The organism is Nitrogeniibacter aestuarii (genome assembly GCF_017309585.1).
In the GTDB taxonomy this organism is placed as follows: Bacteria; Pseudomonadota; Gammaproteobacteria; order Burkholderiales; family Rhodocyclaceae; genus Nitrogeniibacter; species Nitrogeniibacter aestuarii.
The window spans coordinates 756,024-771,324 of record NZ_CP071321.1 but is presented as its reverse complement, the minus strand read 5'-3'; the positions used below and the strand labels follow the sequence as shown (position 1 = coordinate 771,324).

The window sequence follows — 15,301 nt, the reverse complement described above, 5'->3', positions numbered from 1 at the left end:
TCATAATCCCGGATCACTGCCGCCACCCGCTTGCGCCGCATCGATGATCCGCCGCGTAAGCGTGGGCGCAAACAGTTCGATGAACGCATACACATAGCCGCGCAGCCAGGCGTTGCGGCGAATACCGACCCGGGTGGTGCTCGACTCGAACAGATGCGCGGCATCGACCATCCCCAGCCCCTTGTCTGTGACCGGATCGAAGGCCATCCGGGCGACGATGCCAATGCCCAGTCCCATGCGTACGTAGGTCTTGATGACGTCCGAATCCATGGCGGTGAGCACCACACTCGGCTTGAGCCCGCGACCGAGAAAGGCCTTGTTCATCTGCCCGCGGCCGGTAAACGCCGTGTCGTAAGTGATCAGCGGCCACTTGGCGATTTCTTCGAGCGACAGGGGCTGCGCACGCAGGATGGGGTGATCCGCCGGGGCCACGACACAGCGATTCCACTGGTAGCAGGGGAGCATGACCAGTTCGTCGTAGTCCGAGATGGCTTCGGTGGCAATGGCCACGTCCGCCTCGCCGCTGATGGCCATCTCACACACTTGCCGCGGGCTTCCCTGGTGCAGCTCAAGCCGCACCCCCGGATACTGCCGCGTGAACTCGGCGATGACCTTGGGCAGCGCGTAACGCGCCTGCGTGTGAGTGGTTGCGATGGAGAGCCGGCCCTCCTTCTCGTTGCGAAAGTCCTCACCAACCTGGCTGAGATTATCCACGTCGCGCAGGATGCGCAGCGCAATGGCCAGCACCTCCCGGCCCGGCTCCGACACATCCACGATGCGCTTGCCGTGACGCACGAAGATGGGCACACCGAGCTCGTCTTCGAGCGCGCGGATCTGCTTCGACACGCCGGGTTGCGAGGTGAACAGCACTTCGGCGGCGTCGGAGACGTTCAGACCTTGCCGCTCCACTTCGACGATATAGCGTAACTGCTGGATGTTCATGGCAGCTCAAAATAACTTTTGGTTCTTAAAGTTTAACTTGAACCGCCTGTTCTGATCTATTCCCCATCCGTAGAGTGCACTGCACCATCAAGGGAATAGTTGAAATGGACTTTGCGTACACGGTTGCTGGATTTGTTGTGGGGGCCATCGTCGGTTTGACCGGCGTCGGTGGCGGCTCGCTCATGACGCCGTTGCTCGTCCTCATGTTCGGCATTCATCCGTCAGTGGCGGTCGGCACCGACCTGCTCTACGCAGCGCTGACCAAGGCGGGTGGCACGCTCGCTCACAGCCTCAAGGGCACCATTGACTGGACGATCACGCGTCGGTTGGCCAGCGGCAGCATTCCCTCCGCGCTGATCACGCTCTGGACGGTCCACACCTACGCCCCGGGCGGCATCGAGGGCGCCACCAGCGTGATCTCGGTGGCACTCGGTGGGGCACTGGTGCTCACGGCGGCTGCCATTTTGCTGCGGAGCAAGATTCAGGCGTTCTCACGTCGCGTGATGGGCGACACCCCGAACCCGAACCGGGTGCGCAACCTGACAATCATCACCGGCGTGGTGCTTGGCGCCCTGGTGTCGATTTCGAGTGTGGGCGCTGGTGCGCTGGGCGTCACAGCACTGTTTTTCCTGTACCCGGGCCTGCCGACCGTACGCATCGTGGGCTCCGACATCGCGCATGCCGTGCCGCTGACGGCCGTCGCCGGCCTTGGCCACATGGCCCTTGGCACGGTGGACTGGCTGCTGCTGGGTAGCCTGCTCATCGGCTCCCTGCCGGGCATCTGGCTGGGTAGCCATGTGTCTACCCGCGTGCCCGACCGCGTACTGCGCCCGATTCTGGCCACCACCCTGGTGCTGGTGGGCGCAAAACTGATAACCCATTGAGAGAACTGTCATGTATCGCTACGACGATTACGATCAACAACTGGTCGACGAACGCGTCAAACAGTACGCGGACCAGACCCGGCGCTACCTCGCCGGCGAACTGACCGAGGAGGAATACCTCCCGCTGCGTCTGCAGAACGGCCTGTACGTGCAGAAGCAGGCGCCGATGCTGCGCGTCGCCATTCCCTACGGCAACCTGCGTTCAGATCAGGTGCGCATGTTCGCGCACATCGCACGTACCTACGACAAGGGCTACGGCCACTTCTCCACGCGTCAGAACATTCAGTTCAACTGGCCGAAGATCGAAGACACGCCGAAAATCCTGGCCGATCTGGCCAGCGTGCAGATGCACGCCATCCAGACCTCGGGCAACTGTATCCGCAACACCACCTCGGACCCGTTTGCCGGCGTCGCCGCCGACGAGCTGATCGATCCGCGCCCGTGGTGCGAGCTGATCCGCCAGTGGAGCACCTTCCACCCGGAATTCGCCTACCTGCCGCGCAAGTTCAAGATGGCCGTCAATGGGGCGAAGGAAGATCGCGCGATCATCCGCTGCCACGACATCGGTCTGGAAGTACGCCAGAACGAGACCGGCGAACTAGGCTTCCGCGTTTTCGTCGGTGGCGGTCTGGGTCGCACCCCGATGGTAGGCAAGGAAATCACCGATTTCATCCCCTGGCAGCACCTGCTCACCTATCTGGAGGCCATCCTGCGGGTCTACAACCGCTTTGGCCGTCGCGACAACAAGTACAAGGCGCGCATCAAGATTCTGGTGCAAGCGCTGGGGATCGACGCCTTCCGTGAGCAAGTCGAGGCCGAGTGGGTGCATCTCAAAGATGGCCCGGCCACGCTGACACAGGAAGAAGTCGATCGCGTCGCCGCCTGTTTTGTCGATCCGGACTACGAAAACCTGCCGGCCATCGACGAGGGCTTCATCGCCAAGCAGGCCGAGAGCGTTCCGTTCGCCAAGTGGGTCGAGCGCAACGTGCGCGGCCACAAGCGTCCGGGCTATGCCTCTGCGGTCATCTCGCTCAAGAAGACCGGCGTGCCGCCGGGTGACATCACCGACGCCCAGCTGGATCTGGTGGCCGACTGGGCCGACCGCTACAGCTTCGGTGAAGTGCGCTCCACCCACGAGCAGAACCTGGTGCTGGCGGATGTGAAGCAGTCCAATCTGTTCGCCCTCTGGGAAGAGCTGCGCGCCCATGGTCTGGCCACGCCGAACTTCGGCCTGCTCACCGACATGATCTGCTGTCCGGGCGGCGACTTCTGCAACCTCGCCAACGCCAAGTCCATCCCCATCGCCGAGGCCGTGCAACAACGCTTCGACGATCTGGACTACCTGCACGACATCGGCGAGCTGGAGCTCAACATCTCCGGCTGCATGAACGCCTGTGGCCACCACCACGTGGGCCATATCGGCATTCTCGGCGTCGATAAGAACGGCGAAGAGTGGTACCAGATCACCATCGGTGGCCGTCAGGGCAACGAGGCCGGCATCGGCAAGGTCATCGGCCGCTCGTTTGCCGCCGCCGACGTGCCCGACGTGATTGAAAAACTCGTCGCCACCTATATCGATAACCGCCACGAGGGCGAGCGCTTCATCGACACGGTGCACCGCGTCGGTCAGGACCCGTTCAAGGCTCGTGTGTATGGCGAACAGCAGAATGAAAGGAAGGTCGTCAATGGCTAAGCTGATCAAGACCCAGGCCATCGTCGAAGACGCATGGCAAGTGCTGACCCTGACCGAAGACCAGAACGCCGATAGCGTTGAAGTCGCCGAAGGTCAGTGGATCGTGCCCCTGTCGGTTTACCTGGCGCAAACCGCCCTGCAGTCGCGTCGCGACGTTGCCGTGTGGCTGGCCGGTGACGACGAACCCGCGGATGTGGCGCCCTATCTCGCCCAGCTGCCGCTGGTGGCCGTGCATTTCCCGAAATTCGCCGACGGCCGTGGCTACTCCATCGCCACCTTGCTGCGCACCCGCCACGGTCACACCGGCGAGCTGCGCGCCATTGGTGATGTGCTGCGCGACCAGTTCGACTACCTCACCCGCTGCGGCTTCGATGCCCTGCAGCCGGCCGAGGGCAGGTACAGCGACGCTCAGCTCGAAGACGCCCTGCGCAACGTGAAGGATTTCAGTGAGCCGTACCAGACGTCCGTCACGGTGCAGAGTCCTCTGTTCCGCCGCCAAAGGAGGGTTGCCGCATGAGCGCCGTATCCGCCATCCCGATTCGTCAGGCCCTGAACAACCCGGCCATCCACCCGGAGCTGACGCCCGAACTGCTGGCGCGCGTGGCCGCCAAGAGTGAAGCCGTACTCAAGCAGCTGCGTGACGCCGTGGCCGAGTTCGGCGCCGAAGGCGCGATCACCTTTGCCAACAGCCTGGGCGCCGAGGACATGGTCGTGACCGACCTGATTCTCAAGCACTCGCTGCCGATCGAGATTTTCTCGCTCGACACCGGTCGCCTGCCGGTCGAGACCTACGACCTCATGGGCAAGGTGGAGCAACACTACGACACCCGACTGAAGGTGTTTTTCCCGGATGCGGCGGCGGTCGAAGCCTATGTGCGCAATGAAGGCATCAACGCCTTCTACGACTCGGTCGAGCTGCGCAAGAGCTGCTGCGCCATCCGCAAGATCGAACCGCTCAAGCGTGCCCTGTCCGGCAAGAAGGCCTGGATCACCGGCCTGCGCGCGGCCCAGTCGCCGACCCGCACCGGTCTGCCGACCCGCGAATTCGACGCCGGCAACGGCCTGGAAAAGCTCAACCCGCTGTCCGACTGGAGCGAGGCCGAAGTGTGGGCCTACATCCGCAGCAAGGACGTGCCCTACAGCGCCCTGCACGAGCAGTTCTACCCGAGCATCGGCTGCGCGCCCTGTACGCGTGCGGTTGCCGTCGGCGAAGACATCCGCGCCGGCCGCTGGTGGTGGGAAGACCCCGCCTCCAAGGAATGCGGCCTGCACGTGAAGAAAAGCTGAGCTCACATCGAGGAGAGCCCCCATGCCCAACAGCAGAACCCTGCCACCCAGCCTGACCCAGCAGATCGCCCGACAGATGGCGGCGCTGCGTGCAGGACTGGCCGCGGCCCTGCGCGCCCTGCGCCACTGATTTCATTTTTTTCAAGTTGTAGATAAGAAGATGTCGACCCTGACCCAACAGACCCTGTCCCACCTGGACTGGCTCGAGGCCGAGGCCATTCACATCATGCGTGAAGTGGCCGGCCAGTGCGCCAACCCGGTGCTGCTCTTTTCCGGCGGCAAGGATTCGGTGTGCATGCTGCGCATCGCCGAGAAAGCCTTCCGCCCGGGCCGTTTCCCGTTCCCGCTCATGCACATCGACACCGGGCACAACTACCCGGAGGTGATCGCCTTCCGCGACAAGCGTGCCGAGGAACTGGGCGAGCGCCTGATCGTGCGTTCGCTGGAAGACTCCATGGCCCGCGGCACCATCGTGCTCAAGCACGAGAACGAATCGCGCAACAAGCACCAGTCGGTGACCCTGCTCGAAGCCATCGAGGAATTCGGCTTCGACTGCTGCATCGGCGGCGCCCGTCGTGACGAGGAAAAGGCCCGCGCCAAAGAGCGGATCATGAGTTTCCGCGACGAGTTCGGCCAGTGGGACCCGAAGAACCAGCGCCCGGAACTGTGGAACCTCTACAACGCCCGCACCCATCAGGGCGAGAACATCCGCGCATTCCCGATCAGTAACTGGACCGAACTGGACGTGTGGCAGTACATCGAGCGCGAGCAACTGGAGCTGCCCTCGATCTATTTCGCCCACACCCGCCCGGTGGTACGCAAGGGCGACCTGCTCATGCCGGTCACCGACCTCACGCCGGCCGCGCCCGAAGACACGGTTGAGGACGTGATGGTGCGCTTCCGCACCGTGGGCGACATCAGCTGTACCGCCCCGGTCGCCTCCGACGCCGACTCCATCGAGAAGATTCTCGCCGAGACGGCCACCACCACCATCACCGAACGCGGCGCCACGCGCATGGACGACCAGACCTCTGAAGCGTCCATGGAGCAGCGCAAGAAGGAAGGCTACTTCTGACCAGGGCCCTCCCCTTCAAGGGGAGGGTTGGGGTGGGGATGGGGGCATCGAACATCGAGACCCATCCCCCTCCCGGCCTCCCCCTTGAAGGGGGAGGGGATCAGACCGCCACTCCGTGCAGAACACGAAGTATTGAAGGAATGAACATGTCCGCGCTGGAACACCTGCCCGACACCGACAACGGCCTGCTGCGCTTTCTGACCTGCGGCAGCGTCGATGACGGCAAGAGCACCCTCATCGGCCGTCTGCTGTTCGACAGCAAGACCATCCTGGCCGACACCATGAACGCCATCGAGAAGACCTCCGCCAAGCGGGGCCTGACCGCGGTGGACCTGTCCCTGCTCACAGACGGCCTGCAGGCCGAGCGCGAGCAGGGCATCACCATCGATGTGGCCTACCGCTACTTCACCACCGGCACGCGCAAGTACATCATTGCCGACGCCCCGGGTCACGAGCAGTACACCCGCAACATGGTGACCGCTGCCTCGACCGCCAACCTGGCCATCATCCTGGTGGATGCGCGTAAAGGCATGCTGACCCAGACCCGGCGCCACTCCACCCTGGCCAAGATGGTCGGCATCCCGCATCTGGTGGTCGCCATCAACAAGATGGATCTGGTCGACTACGATCAGGCCACCTTCGAGTCGATCCGCAACGACTACCTCGCCTTTGCTGAAAAGGTGGGCATCAAGGACGTGCGCTTCATCCCCATGTCGGCCCTCAACGGCGACATGGTGGTCGAACGTGGCGATCGCATGGGCTGGTATGAAGGCCCGACCATGATGCAGATCCTCGAATCCGCCCCGGCCGCCCACACCGAAAAGCCGGAGGACTTCCGCTTCCCGGTGCAATACGTGTGCCGTCCGCGCGACTCGGCCAACCCGGAGCTGCACGACTACCGCGGCTTCATGGGCCGGGTTGAATCCGGCGAGATCGCCGTGGGCGACGCCGTCACCACCCTGCCCTCGGGTCAAAGCAGCCGGGTCAAGGCCATCGAGATCGGCGGCCAGCGCATCGACAAGGCCATTCACGAACAGTCAGTCACCCTGCTGTTCGAAGACGAAATCGACACCTCGCGCGGCGACATGATCGTCAAGAGCGCCGAGGCGCCCGCCGCACTCAAGCAGATCGACGCCGACGTATGCTGGCTCTCCGAAACCGCCTTGAGCCCGGCACGCACCTACCTGCTGCGCCACACCACCCGCGAAGTGAAGGCAAAAGTTGCTCGGATCGAGTACCGCCTCGACGTGAACACGCTCGACACTGGCGACGCAGCCACGCTCGAAATGAATGACATCGCCCGCGTGAGCCTCAAGCTGGCGCAACCGATCTTTGCCGACCCGTACCAGCGCAACCGGGCCACCGGCGCCTTCATCATCATTGATGAATCCACCAACAACACGGTGGGTGCAGGCATGATCGCCTGACAGCCCCAAATGAAATTCCGCGCCCTTGTGGTGCGGACATTCACCAAATTGGCGCAAAAAACGAAAGACGCCCGTGTTGCAGTGCAACCCGGGCGCTTTTGTTTTCAATCACTTAGATCAATTTGAAAGTGGCACGCTCTAAGCTTCGGGAATATCACCCCCGACGCTCAGCCGGCGCCGGGCCACCCACCTCGAGACAGCTCCATATCAAGGGCTGCAGGAAGGAGACTGATATGCCGACACGACCCATTCATGCCGTGATGCGCCCTGAGCATCTGGTGGTAGCCGACGCGAAACAGAGCGTTCGAGACGTGGTTCATCTGATGGCCAAGCACGACGCCAACGCAGTCATGATTACCGAGCATGGCATCCTCACGGGCATCTTCACCGAACATGACGCGACCTTTTCGGTGCTGGCCGCCGACGTGGACGCCGACGCGACGCCGGTGGCCGAGGTCATGACACACAACCCGATGACGATCGCGCCCGATCATCCCTTCGTCCATGCACTGCACATGATGTACGAAGGCGGCTTCCGGCATGTACCGGTGGTGGATCAGGACCGGCGCCCCATCGGACTGGTGGCCGCCACCGACGCACTGAACCTCGATGCGCGCGAGTTCGGTGCCGATCTGGAGCGCCGCGAGGAAATCACCGTCATCCTCTGACGGTGCTCTTGCCCCCGACATGAAAAAAGCCCCGGCATGCCGGGGCTTTTTCGTGAACGAAGCAGTGCTTAGCGCAGCTTGTCCATGGTGCCGGTCGCTTCGGCCAGCAGGTAGTAGAAGGTCACGCGGCTCTTCTGATTCACGCCCTTGAGCGTGGCGCACACCTTCTCGATACCGGCTTCAGCCGCGGCGGGTTCGAGTTCGAGCTTCTTCTTCGCGAAACCGTCGCGGACACGATCCAGTTCGGCTTTGTCCGATGCGGACACCAGCGAGGAATCCTTGTTACGCAGGGCAATGCCGCAGTACTTGACGATCTTGTCCACGACGGCTTCATCGACGTTCGAAGCGTACTTCTTCACGTCTGCCACGTAATCGCTCATGTCTAACCTCCCAAGTCTGAAATTCGAATTTGGATCGAAGCCCGTCCGGTTATCCGGTGGTCATCCGGTGCAAACCTAGCATGAAGCGACGGCCTTGTGCACCGACAGCGCATGACCAGGGCACAAAGTTTGATATTCAGAGCCCCGGCAATCGATCACTTGAAAAGGCCCTCAAGCCCTTTCTTCAGCTCATCCTTGATCTGGTCCTTGGCCTTTTCGCGTACCTCTTCCACCTTCTGGTCCACCTGCTCCTTGACCTTGGCTTTCTGCTCTTCGAGCCTGGCGCCCGCCGCCTCCTTGAGGAGCGCCTCCACATCCAGGCGATAGGTGGGGGCTGCGAATGTGCCGCCGACACGCACCGGCACCGTGACGCCGCGCACATCATCAAGCGACTTGCCGCCCTGCCCCGTCAGGGTGCCGACCACGGACGCCTTCACCAGATAGTCGATGGTCTCCTTCACCAGATTGGCCTGGCCCTCACCCGAGACGCGCAGCAGGGGCGAACGCAGCGACAGGTCCGAATTGCGGGCCACTCCGCCACCGAGTGAGACGGTCGCACTCATGTCGCTGAAGTCGGTCTGTTGCGCCCCCTGGGCAGTGTCGGCGTTGCTCCCCTGCAGCCTGGCCTGCGCCTCGCGCAGGAACTGGGCCACGTTCACACCTTTCACGGCACCGTCCTTGAGCACAAGACGCACCGAACCATCCAGGGTGGACCTGAGCGCTGCGCCTCCGAGCCCTCGCCCGGCCAGATTCATGCTCACGTTGCCCGTGCCGGTCAGTCGTTCCGGCTTGGCGGTGAGGTCTCGCAACAGCCCCCCGATCGCAACCCCGGAGACACCACCGTTGAGACTGAGCTGCTCGGTCTTGCCTTGTGCAAGCACGCCGACGTCCGCGTCGAGACGGCCGCCATACAGGGCCGCCTTCGGGGTCAATGTCAGCTTTCCGTTGGACAGGGCCACGCCGGTGTCCACCTGGCTCATGTTCAATCCACTGACCTTGAGCGCCCCAACTCTCAGGCGGCCTTTGACTGCCGGACCTCTCAGATCGAGGGGCTTCGTTGCGCCTCCGGCCCCCGCGCCTTCACCGGGTTTGGGGGCCGTTTCGGGTGCTGCCGTCGAAGGCGGCAGATAGCTGTCCACGTCCAGTTGATTGATGCTCAGGTCAAAGCTCAGCGCCTGACGGCTGAAATTGGCAACCTCCAGAGAACCACTGATTTCACTGTCATCGAGACTGCCCGCGAGGTTGCTCAGCTTCATCGACTGAGCCGTGCCAGACACATTGGCCGACAGGCGGGCGCGCTTGAGGCGCTCGGCGTTGGCGGTTGCCGGTGCATCCAGGCCCATGGACGCCATCAACGCGCGAGGATTGAAGCCGTCAATCTCGATCCGGCCGGAGTAATTGGGTGAGTCGCGCAGGCCCTCCACGTTCAGCCCACCACTGATGAGCAAGTCGTAGAGTTTCACGTTCATGTTGCCCACACTCAGGGTGCCCGCGTTCAGGTCGGCCACCACATCGGCGAGTGCGCCGGCTTCGATCTTGCCACCGGGCAAGCCGGCACCTTCAGCGTTCAGTTCGAAACGCATCTGGCGAAGCGTATATTTCTGTTGTTCGGTATCGAGCGTGGCTTGGCCGGAGAAGCCCAACCGCCCGTTCGCCGCAGGCTGCGAGACGGAAAAATCGAAACCGCCCTTGAAGTCGAAGGGTTCCGCCGGCTCAATACTCCCCGTCGAAAAGTCCACCTGATTGAGCAGATAGTCGGTACCGGCCATCGCGTCAGTCCAGCGTACAGCCGCGTCGGTCACATCAATGCCCCCGACGCTCAGGGCACCCGTCGCCCCGCGGTCCTCATCGCCTGACGAGCTTGTCGATTCCGGCGCCGGCGCCTCCTTCCCCTGACCAAAGTCAGCCCAGTTGGTCTGCCCGTCCTTGCGACGCTCCAGACTGAGCTGCAGGCCATTCATGGTGACCCGATCGATTTCGACATTGCCGCCGACTAGGGGCAAGAGCTTCACACGCGCTTCGGCCGAGGCCAGCGAGGCGAAGGGGCGATCGGAAAACCCCGGGGCGTTGCCCAGCTCCGCCGCGCCGATTGAAAACCCCAACCAGGGGAAAAGAGATAGCTTGATCGGGCCGTTGAGGGTCAGATCCCGTCCCGTTTGCGCCTTGACGGTCGATACCAACTGGTCCCGATAATCGTTGGCATCGAAGAGGAAGGCCAGATAAGCCGCCAGGGCGACGACCACCAGCACGACGATGGCGAACAGGCCGGCGATGAGCCGAAGCACCGATTTCATGAAAGCCCTCTATGATTGTTATAGGTGTGGTCAGAGGAGGCTAACAGCCGGAAAGTTTCGTCTCAAGCGCACGACACCCGGTTTTACGCCTCCTTACCGAAGCGGGCGGGAATCCGCATGCAGCGGGGCTTTTCCCGATTTGGCCTCAAATTTTTTGTGCAGTGCACAAAAAAACGCTTTACATCCTGATTTTCTTGACTAGAATGAAATTGTGCGCTGCAGCATTTTTATCCAAGGCGCTGTAGCAGAAAGCTTCTTTCAATTGAAAATCCAGGAGATTTGACCATGATGACCCCTGACAAAATCAGCGCAGGTAGCACTGAAGTCCTCAACACGTTCGTGACGCTCGTGGGCATGCAGTTCGAAACCCTCGAGCGTATGTCCGGCCTCACCTTCGACGCCAGCCGTACGGCCATGACCGACAGCTTCAAGAACATGACCAAACTCAGCAGCGCCAAGGACCCGAAAGAACTCGCGGCCCTGTCTGCCGGTATGGTTGAGCCGGCCATGGCCAGCAGCATTGGCTATGCCCGTGGCTGCTACGGTATCGCATCGGATCTGGGTGAGTCCATGGGTGATGTCATGACCGCCAAGTACGAAGCCGCCAGCAAAGAACTGGACGCCGCTCTCGAGAAGCTGTCCAAGACCGCTCCCGTCGGTGGTGACGCCATGGTCTCGGCACTGAAGACCGCGATGGCCACAGCAACCAAGGCGATCGACGAAGCCACCAAGGTCGCCAAGGAAACCGTCAGCCTGGCCGAAGCCAACATGGTGAAGTCAGCCGACGCGGCCCTGAAGGCCACGGCCAAGGCCGCCAAGTCCGTCGCCTGAGCGGACTCGCACCCAACCCCGGCCGCCGGCCTCCTTCGGGAGGCCGGTGTCTTTTCAGGCCGCCCTTCGCGCAGATACGGCGCTCGCACCCACCAGCGAAAACAGGTCGCGTGGATCATCCAGTTCCGGAATCAGCGCCAGCGGTGAACCCAGCGCCCCCCGCTCCACCTGCTCATGCAGGTAGCAGAGGGTCGAAAAGTCCTCCAGGGCAAAACCAACCGAGTCGAACAGCGTCACTTCAGAGTCGTCCTTGCGCCCCGACGCGGCGCCCGACAGTACGGACCACAGGGGCGTGACGTCGAAAGTCGGCGGCATGTGCTGAATCTCCCCCTCGAGACGCGTCTGCGGCTCGAACTCCACCACCACGCGCGCGCGCGCAACAATCCTTGTATCGAGTTCCGTCTTGCCCGGGCAATCGCCGCCAATGGCATTGAGATGCATCCCCGGCCTCACATCTGCCTCTTTGAGAATGGTCGCCAGCCGCTTGTCGGCCGTGGCCGTGGTGACAATGTCGGCGCCGCGCACCGCGTCGGCCACATCGCGACAGGTCTCGATACGCAGCCCGTCCACATGGGCCAGATTCGCCTTCAGGCGCGCGGTGGCCTTCGGGTCAACGTCAAACGCCCGGATGGTCGTCACGCCCAGCACATGGTGAAAACCAAGCGCCTGGAATTCGCTTTGGGCGCCATTGCCGATCAGGGCCATCACCCGCGCACCCGGCCGCGCCATGACCGAGGCCGCAAGCACCGAGGTGGCCGCGGTACGCAGCGCCGTGGCCAGCGTCATTTCCGAGAGCAGCAGCGGATAGCCCGTGGCCACATCGGCCAGCACGCCGAAGCCGGTCACCGTCAGAAGGCCACGCTGACTGTTGGCCGGATGACCGTTCACATACTTGAATCCGTAGCGCCGGCCGTCCGACGTCGGCATCAACTCGATGACACCGTCGGTGGAATGACTCGCCACCCGGGCGCTCTTCTCGAACTCGGGCCAACGCAGGTAATCGGCTCGGATCGCCTCCACCAGGTCGGCGATCACGCTCGCCACGCCCCGGCGCTGGAGCCAGCCACGCATCTGCGGCAGATCGATCACGGGCATCATGCGCACACCTCCCGGACCAGGATGTCACGGCCCACCAGCGGCACGGTGCTTCGATCCAGTCGCAAGGTCATGCAGAAGGCACCACCGCCCGCCAGCATGAAGGGCGCCAGTGGCACGTCGTGCACCCGATAGCCCCTTGCCTCCAGGAGCGCACGCAAACGCGGGGTGCATCGGGCCATGACGATGTCGCGCCCCACGTTCACGGCATTGACGTTGAATGCCGCCAGATCCTGTGCGTCGGCCGCAATCAGATTTGACATGCCGACCCGTTCAACCACCGTCGTCTGCGCCTGGGCCGAGAATGCCGGCGGATACCAGAGCACGTCGCCCCCCGTGAGCGGGGCGAAGCACACGTCAAGGTGATAGGCCCGCTCGGTGACGAGGCCAAGCGGTATGACCGGGCGGTCGAAGTGGCGCTCGACGAATCCGGCCGCCGCCGCGTCGCTTCTCGGCCCGAATCCCGCCCAGAAGCAGCCGCGATTGGCATCCCAGATACAGTCCCCGGCGCCCTCCTGAAAACACCCCTCGGGCAGCAAGGCCAACGATGTCAGCACCCCCTGCGCTTCGAGGCGCTTGAAGGCCTCGAGAAAAGGCCCCTCCTCGCCCTGACGCTCGGGATGACGAAACCGGGCCATCAGGGCACCGCCATCGAGCACCACGGCCGCGTTGGCCGGAAACACCATATCGGGCAAGCCGGGCACGCCATCGAGCACCGTTACCCGGCAGCCGATGCGCACGAGCGCGCGCCTGAGCGCATCGAAGCCGGCCCGTGCCTCATCCTTGAGGCGCTTCGCATCGGCTTGCCATGCCTCAGGCGACATCCAGGGGTTGATGGCGTAGTGCACATCGAAACAGGCTGGATCGACCAGCAGGATGTGCGCACCTTCTTTCGTGTGAGTGGTCATAGCTGCAATCTCTGTGAGGATGTGTTCTCCATTCAATATGGGCAGAATGCGCGACAAACGGAACACCGCACACTGACCACTTCCACCTCCATTGCGAGCACAATGGCAGACATGGCTGACACTTTGCACAAACTGGACGACACGGATCGGCAGCTCATTGCCCTGCTGCGGGACGATGCGCGCCAGAGCGTCAGCCAACTTGCCCAGCGGCTGAAGGTGGCACGCGGGACGGTACTCAACCGCTTGCGCCGGCTGGAGCACTCCGGCGTGATCAGCGGCTACACGGTGCGCCTGCGCCCTGAAGCCGAGCCGCACCGGATTCGGGCGTGGATGGGCATTGTGGTCGAGGGCAGCTCGACCGACGCGGTGCTCAAGGCCCTGCGCGGCGAACCGGCGATCGCGACACTGCATTCAACCAACGGTCGCTGGGATTTCATGGCCGAGTTACGGGCTGACAGCCTCGAAGCCTTCGATCGCGCGCTGGGTCGAATTCGAGCCATCGACGGCATTGCCAATACGGAGACGAGCATTCTCCTGTCGACGCACAAGGTCTGACGTGAGCGCACCGAAGGACGGCCTGTTCGCCCAGCGCGGCTTCACCCTGTTCTGGCTTGGCCGCATCGGCAGCGCGAGTGCCAACCAGATGCTTGCCGTCGCCATCGGCTGGCAGGTGTGGTCCATGACAGGCAGTGCCTACGCCCTGGGTTTTGTCGGTCTGCTGCAGTTTCTGCCGCGACTGATCCTCATGCCCGTGGCCGGTAACCTGGCGGACCGTCTCGATCGAAAGCGCTTGATCATGGCCTCGCAACTGATCCAGGCGGTCGGCCTCGGCATTCTCGCCATCACCTCGGCGACCGGGACCATCACGCTGCCGATCATATACGTGCTGATGCTCGTCACCGGCACCGGACGAACCTTCGAAACGCCCACGACTCAGGCCTTCGTCCCCCTGCTGGTCCCCAATCGCTTGCTGCCGCGCGCCGTCGCGATGAATGCTTCTGCCCATCAGGTCTCCACCATCGTGGCACCCGCCGTCGCCGGGTTCATCTACGTCGCGGGCCCGGAGGTTGTCTACTCGGTGGCCACCGCACTGATCACGCTGGCCTCCCTGCTGTTGGTACCGGTGCGGCCGGTCCGCGCCCAGACCTTCGGTCAGCGCGGACGCAACCCCGTGGACACTTTCATGGAAGGGTTGCGCTTCATTCGCCATCATCGTCCGGTGCTCGGCGCGCTGTCACTGGACATGATGGCCGTCCTGCTCGGCGGCGCCACCGCCCTGTTGCCGATCATCGCCAGCGAAGTGCTGCACACCGGCGCCTGGGGCCTGGGCCTGCTACGTTCTGCGCCGGCCGTCGGCGCGCTGGTGATGTCGGTATGGCTGGCAGGACATCCGATGGAAGGCCGGGTTGGCCCACGCCTGTTCGGCTCAGTGGCGATCTTCGGCGTGGCGACCATCGTATTCGGCCTGTCGACGCATCTCTGGCTGTCCATCGGCGCACTCGCGATCCTGGGCGCCGCGGACATGGTCAGCATGGTGTTCAGGGGCGCTTACATTCAGCTCGCGACGCCGGACGACATGCGCGGGCGGGTCGGCGCAGTCAATTCGCTGTTCATTGGCGCGTCGAACCAACTGGGGGAATTCGAGTCGGGCGTCACCGCGGCCTGGTTCGGTGCCGTCCCCGCCATCGTTCTCGGCGGGGTGGGGACGCTGGTGGTGGTGGTGTTGTGGATGCGCTGGTTCCCTGAACTGGCCAGACTCGATCGCTTGCCGGATGGCGAAGTACGCATGGGATAATCCGGTTCGACACCCACGACCC

The 15,301-nt window shown here is 63.2% G+C and carries 15 protein-coding genes; 10 read left to right on the top strand and 5 right to left on the bottom strand.

What is annotated here, in order from left to right:
- Positions 1-942: an HTH-type transcriptional regulator CysB gene (gene cysB / locus J0W34_RS03695; RefSeq protein WP_227815679.1), complete on the bottom strand. Its 942-nt coding sequence runs from the start codon at positions 940-942 to the stop codon at positions 1-3.
- A 104-nt stretch (positions 943-1,046) separates the two neighbouring features.
- On the opposite strand from cysB, the gene J0W34_RS03690 reads away from it, so the two are divergent.
- The 7 genes from J0W34_RS03690 (at position 1,047) to J0W34_RS03660 (ending at position 7,976) form a co-directional block, all read left to right on the top strand.
- A complete protein-coding gene (locus J0W34_RS03690) occupies positions 1,047-1,826 on the top strand; it encodes a sulfite exporter TauE/SafE family protein (protein WP_230970733.1) in 780 nt (259 codons plus the stop codon).
- 10 nt (positions 1,827-1,836) lie between these two features.
- Positions 1,837-3,519: a nitrite/sulfite reductase gene (locus J0W34_RS03685; protein ID WP_230970732.1), complete on the top strand. Its 1,683-nt coding sequence runs from the start codon at positions 1,837-1,839 to the stop codon at positions 3,517-3,519.
- Positions 3,512-4,036: a DUF934 domain-containing protein gene (locus J0W34_RS03680; RefSeq protein ID WP_230970731.1), complete on the top strand. Its 525-nt coding sequence runs from the start codon at positions 3,512-3,514 to the stop codon at positions 4,034-4,036. The genes J0W34_RS03685 and J0W34_RS03680 overlap by 8 nt, the downstream gene beginning before the upstream one ends.
- Positions 4,033-4,806 (top strand): phosphoadenylyl-sulfate reductase, encoded by a 774-nt coding sequence (locus J0W34_RS03675; protein ID WP_230970730.1) that lies wholly within the window; start codon positions 4,033-4,035, stop codon positions 4,804-4,806. The genes J0W34_RS03680 and J0W34_RS03675 overlap by 4 nt, the downstream gene beginning before the upstream one ends.
- A 160-nt stretch (positions 4,807-4,966) precedes the next feature.
- Positions 4,967-5,881 carry a sulfate adenylyltransferase subunit CysD gene (gene cysD, locus J0W34_RS03670; RefSeq protein ID WP_227815674.1) on the top strand — a complete coding sequence of 305 codons (915 nt, stop codon included), beginning with the start codon at positions 4,967-4,969 and terminating at the stop codon, positions 5,879-5,881.
- A 146-nt stretch (positions 5,882-6,027) separates the two neighbouring features.
- Positions 6,028-7,308 (top strand): sulfate adenylyltransferase subunit 1, encoded by a 1,281-nt coding sequence (locus J0W34_RS03665; RefSeq protein WP_230970729.1) that lies wholly within the window; start codon positions 6,028-6,030, stop codon positions 7,306-7,308.
- Between the two features lie 233 nt (positions 7,309-7,541).
- Positions 7,542-7,976, top strand: a complete 435-nt coding sequence (locus tag J0W34_RS03660) for a CBS domain-containing protein (protein WP_227815672.1) — start codon at positions 7,542-7,544, stop codon at positions 7,974-7,976.
- Between the two features lie 68 nt (positions 7,977-8,044).
- Here J0W34_RS03660 and J0W34_RS03655 read toward each other — a convergent pair whose 3' ends face one another.
- Both J0W34_RS03655 and J0W34_RS03650 read right to left on the bottom strand, forming a co-directional pair.
- Positions 8,045-8,356, bottom strand: a complete 312-nt coding sequence (locus J0W34_RS03655) for a DUF2853 family protein (RefSeq protein ID WP_227815671.1) — start codon at positions 8,354-8,356, stop codon at positions 8,045-8,047.
- Between the two features lie 155 nt (positions 8,357-8,511).
- On the bottom strand, positions 8,512-10,650 hold the full coding sequence (locus J0W34_RS03650; RefSeq protein WP_230970728.1) for an AsmA family protein: 2,139 nt from the start codon (positions 10,648-10,650) through the stop codon (positions 8,512-8,514).
- 285 nt (positions 10,651-10,935) lie between these two features.
- Between J0W34_RS03650 and phaP the strand changes: the two genes are divergently transcribed.
- Complete coding sequence (phaP, locus tag J0W34_RS03645; RefSeq protein ID WP_227815669.1) at positions 10,936-11,481, top strand: TIGR01841 family phasin; 546 nt, start codon at positions 10,936-10,938, stop codon at positions 11,479-11,481.
- A gap of 54 nt (positions 11,482-11,535) precedes the next feature.
- Here phaP and J0W34_RS03640 read toward each other — a convergent pair whose 3' ends face one another.
- Together J0W34_RS03640 and J0W34_RS03635 are read right to left on the bottom strand one after the other, a co-directional pair.
- Positions 11,536-12,579 carry an ornithine cyclodeaminase gene (locus tag J0W34_RS03640; protein ID WP_230970727.1) on the bottom strand — a complete coding sequence of 348 codons (1,044 nt, stop codon included), beginning with the start codon at positions 12,577-12,579 and terminating at the stop codon, positions 11,536-11,538.
- A complete protein-coding gene (locus J0W34_RS03635) occupies positions 12,576-13,484 on the bottom strand; it encodes a dimethylarginine dimethylaminohydrolase family protein (RefSeq protein ID WP_230970726.1) in 909 nt (302 codons plus the stop codon). The genes J0W34_RS03640 and J0W34_RS03635 overlap by 4 nt, the downstream gene beginning before the upstream one ends.
- Positions 13,485-13,595: 111 nt before the next feature.
- Between J0W34_RS03635 and J0W34_RS03630 the strand changes: the two genes are divergently transcribed.
- Together J0W34_RS03630 and J0W34_RS03625 are read left to right on the top strand one after the other, a co-directional pair.
- Positions 13,596-14,039 (top strand): Lrp/AsnC family transcriptional regulator, encoded by a 444-nt coding sequence (locus J0W34_RS03630; protein WP_227815667.1) that lies wholly within the window; start codon positions 13,596-13,598, stop codon positions 14,037-14,039.
- A 1-nt stretch (position 14,040) separates the two neighbouring features.
- On the top strand, positions 14,041-15,279 hold the full coding sequence (locus J0W34_RS03625; RefSeq protein WP_227815666.1) for an MFS transporter: 1,239 nt from the start codon (positions 14,041-14,043) through the stop codon (positions 15,277-15,279).
- The last annotated feature ends 22 nt before the right edge of the window (positions 15,280-15,301 follow it).